Origin of the sequence: Plasticicumulans sp., from assembly GCF_035331805.1 — a bacterium.
Taxonomy (GTDB): domain Bacteria; phylum Pseudomonadota; class Gammaproteobacteria; order Competibacterales; family Competibacteraceae; genus Plasticicumulans.
Genome location: NZ_DAOLKE010000430.1, coordinates 1 through 2730, shown reverse-complemented (window position 1 = coordinate 2730; position 2730 = coordinate 1). Strand labels below are relative to the sequence as shown.

Here is a 2730-nt window from a genome sequence, read left to right as displayed (position 1 = left end):
TGAATTGCATATTTGCTCGCTCGTGAGCATCTGCTTTCTCGTGCCATTCCCAATGCTGGGTTTCGTTCCTCAATCCAGCCTACGGGCTGGCAGGATCGTACCGAGGCCGGGATCGAGCGGCCGGATTCGTCCGAAGCCGCAGACAGCGCCTGCATCAGATTCGACCCTGCGCAGCGTCAGGCAACGGGACCGTCAGGCCGCTGACGATCGGACGGATAGGCCGTGTCTACCCGCGCCGGACCGGCAGGAAGAAGGCCGTGACCTTCAGCGCCCGGCATTACCGGCATTGCCGGCATCGGCCGGATTACCCGGCTGCAGCCGTTCGCGCAGCGCCTGCAGCGTGCGCCTGAACACCGCCGGATCGTCGAGGGCGCGCGTCAGCACCAGCGCACCCTGGATGCCGGCGACGGTCGCCTCGGCCAGCGCGGTGGCCGTCGTCGTGTCGCAGCCGGTGCGCTGCAGTGCATCGGCCAGCGCGCCGACCCAGCGGGCGAAGTAGCTGGCGATGGCCGTACCGAAGCGATCCCGGGCGGCGCCGAGGGCCAGCGCGCCGACCAGACAGACGCGCCCGCCGCCACGGAAATAGGCATCGACGGCCGCGAACATCGCGTCGATCGCCGCGGCCACAGACTCGTCCTCGGCCGCGCGCAGCGGCGCGTACAGCTCGCGCTCGAACCAGTCGTCGATCTCTGCCAGCACGGCCGCGGCCATCTCCGCCTTGCCGCCCGGGAAGAAGTGATAAAGGCTGCCCTTGCCGAGCCCGGTGGCCTGCGAGATCAACTGCAGGCTCGCACCTTCGTAGCCATGCTCGCGAAACACCTCGGCCAGCAGCGGCAGCACGTCGGCGCGTTCGGTCACGAGGCGCGGCATGGGGGTCTCCCGGGCAATCCGCTCGCATCCGCAGCCTGCCGGCCTTGCGCCCTTCTTTCTCCGGTGCGGAAAAACGGCGATGCCGGTGCTGCCGGGCAGGAGCTTCGGCCCGTACAGCGCTGCCAGTGCCGCATCCGTCTCACAGCCCCAGCTCGCTCAGGCCCGGATGCCCGTCGGGCCGCCGGCCGGCCGGCCAGTGGAACAGGCGTGCGGATTCGGCGATCGGCAGATCGTTGATCGAGGCATGCCGGCGGCGCATCAGGCCGGCTTCGTCGAACTCCCAGTTCTCGTTGCCGTAGGCGCGATACCACTGGCCGGAGTCGTCGTGCCATTCGTAGGCAAAGCGCACGGCGATGCGCTCGCCGGCATGCGCCCAGACTTCCTTGATCAGCCGGTAGTCGAGTTCGCGCGCCCACTTGCGGCTCAGGAAGGCGACGATCTGCTCGCGGCCGCGGATGAATTCGGCGCGGTTGCGCCAGAGGCTGTCCTCGGTGTACGCGAGCGCGACGCGCGCCGGATCGCGGCTGTTCCAGGCGTCCTCGGCCATGCGCGCCTTCTGCGCAGCGGTTTCGGCGGTGAACGGCGGCAGCGGCGGACGGGACATGGCGGCACCTTTCTGTACTGGTCGTTTCAGACTGTACCGAAAGGTACATGCACCACCGGCTCCTCCGCAAGCGCCGCCGCTACGGCAAGGCCACCGGTCGCAACTGCTGCAGCAGGCGCTGCAGATGCGCGCGGCCGAGCTGGCTCCAGACGTTGTACAGACAGCCCTGACCGTCGAGGCGCACATAGGCGAGCGATTCGCGACCGAAGCCGTCCGGATCGTCGGCCGGATACGGTGCGCGGCCGGACAACCCATAGCCGGCAAGCCCGCCATCGAGCGGCAGCTGCTGCGGCCACTGCGCGAGTTCGCTGTCGCCGGGGGCCGCCGTGCCGGTGCCGGCGATGCCGAAGGCGCTGCGCCGGCCGGGCAGGTCGAAGGCCACGGCCCAGCCGCCGGAAAAATACGCACGCCGCGGCCGGGCCGCGGGCTCGCCGGTGTCGGCGAAAGCCTGCGGTGCGCAGCTGCCACGGTTGCGGGCCTGTCGCCAGGCTGTCAGCACCAGCGCTCCCCCGGCGAGCCGCGCTGCCGGCACCGCTTCGGCCGCCGGCGTGACCCGGCCGGGCAGCGCCAGCAGCAGCACGGCGAGACCGGCGACGGCGCGGAGCGGATGACGGCTGCGGACGTGGATGGTCCTGCCCATGGACAGCCCTCGATGCGATCGGATGGCGGTAACCATGGCAGGGGACGCTGGCGCAAGCCTGCCGGTTTCGCCCGTCATGGTCCGGTTGCATGCGGGCCATCACGGCCTCCGGGGCATGACCGCAGCCCCGGAACTTGCCTCACACTGCGCTGCCTCGGCTGCGAGCCGCGATCTTCCGGCCGCCACCGCCGCAGCGGCCCGGTCGCCGGCGCGGCGGTCCGCGCCCTCCCCGTCTTCCGAGCGAGCCCGCCATGCCGCATTCCGTGTTCGTCGAAATCCGTTTCTGGCTGCTGGTGCTGTGCTCGCTGATCGTGCCGTCGGCGATCTACGTCACGCTGTACCTGCGCCGCGCCGTATCGCCGCTGACCGTGCTGGTGCTCGGCCTCGTGCTGCTGCTGGTCGCCGGTCTCGACGTGTATCTGCTGCAGAGCATCGGCAACACCGCGATGCAGACGCCCTCGCTCGCCGACGACAAGCTGTTCGTGTCGGAACTGTCGATGGCGCTGTACCTGCTGCCGCTGACTTTCGGCGGCATCGGCGTCAACCTGATCTCGCACGTGCTGCTGCGCCACCTCGCCGCGGCCGAACGGCGCTTCGAGCGCGAGCATCCGGAACC

4 protein-coding genes are annotated in these 2730 nt (G+C 70.1%); 1 reads left to right on the top strand and 3 read right to left on the bottom strand.

The genetic code is table 11. The features are described 5' to 3' along the window. Positions 1-264: 264 nt before the first annotated feature. From PKE44_RS17965 to PKE44_RS17955, 3 genes are all read right to left on the bottom strand, one after another. Positions 265-870 carry a TetR/AcrR family transcriptional regulator gene (locus PKE44_RS17965; RefSeq protein WP_324553994.1) on the bottom strand — a complete coding sequence of 202 codons (606 nt, stop codon included), beginning with the start codon at positions 868-870 and terminating at the stop codon, positions 265-267. A gap of 139 nt (positions 871-1009) precedes the next feature. Next, complete coding sequence (locus PKE44_RS17960; RefSeq protein WP_324553992.1) at positions 1010-1474, bottom strand: nuclear transport factor 2 family protein; 465 nt, start codon at positions 1472-1474, stop codon at positions 1010-1012. 79 nt (positions 1475-1553) lie between these two features. Next, positions 1554-2114 carry a hypothetical protein gene (locus tag PKE44_RS17955; protein ID WP_324553990.1) on the bottom strand — a complete coding sequence of 187 codons (561 nt, stop codon included), beginning with the start codon at positions 2112-2114 and terminating at the stop codon, positions 1554-1556. A 251-nt stretch (positions 2115-2365) separates the two neighbouring features. On the opposite strand from PKE44_RS17955, the gene PKE44_RS17950 reads away from it, so the two are divergent. Continuing rightward, a partial coding sequence (locus PKE44_RS17950; protein WP_324553988.1) for a hypothetical protein occupies positions 2366-2730 on the top strand: 365 nt, incomplete at its 3' end.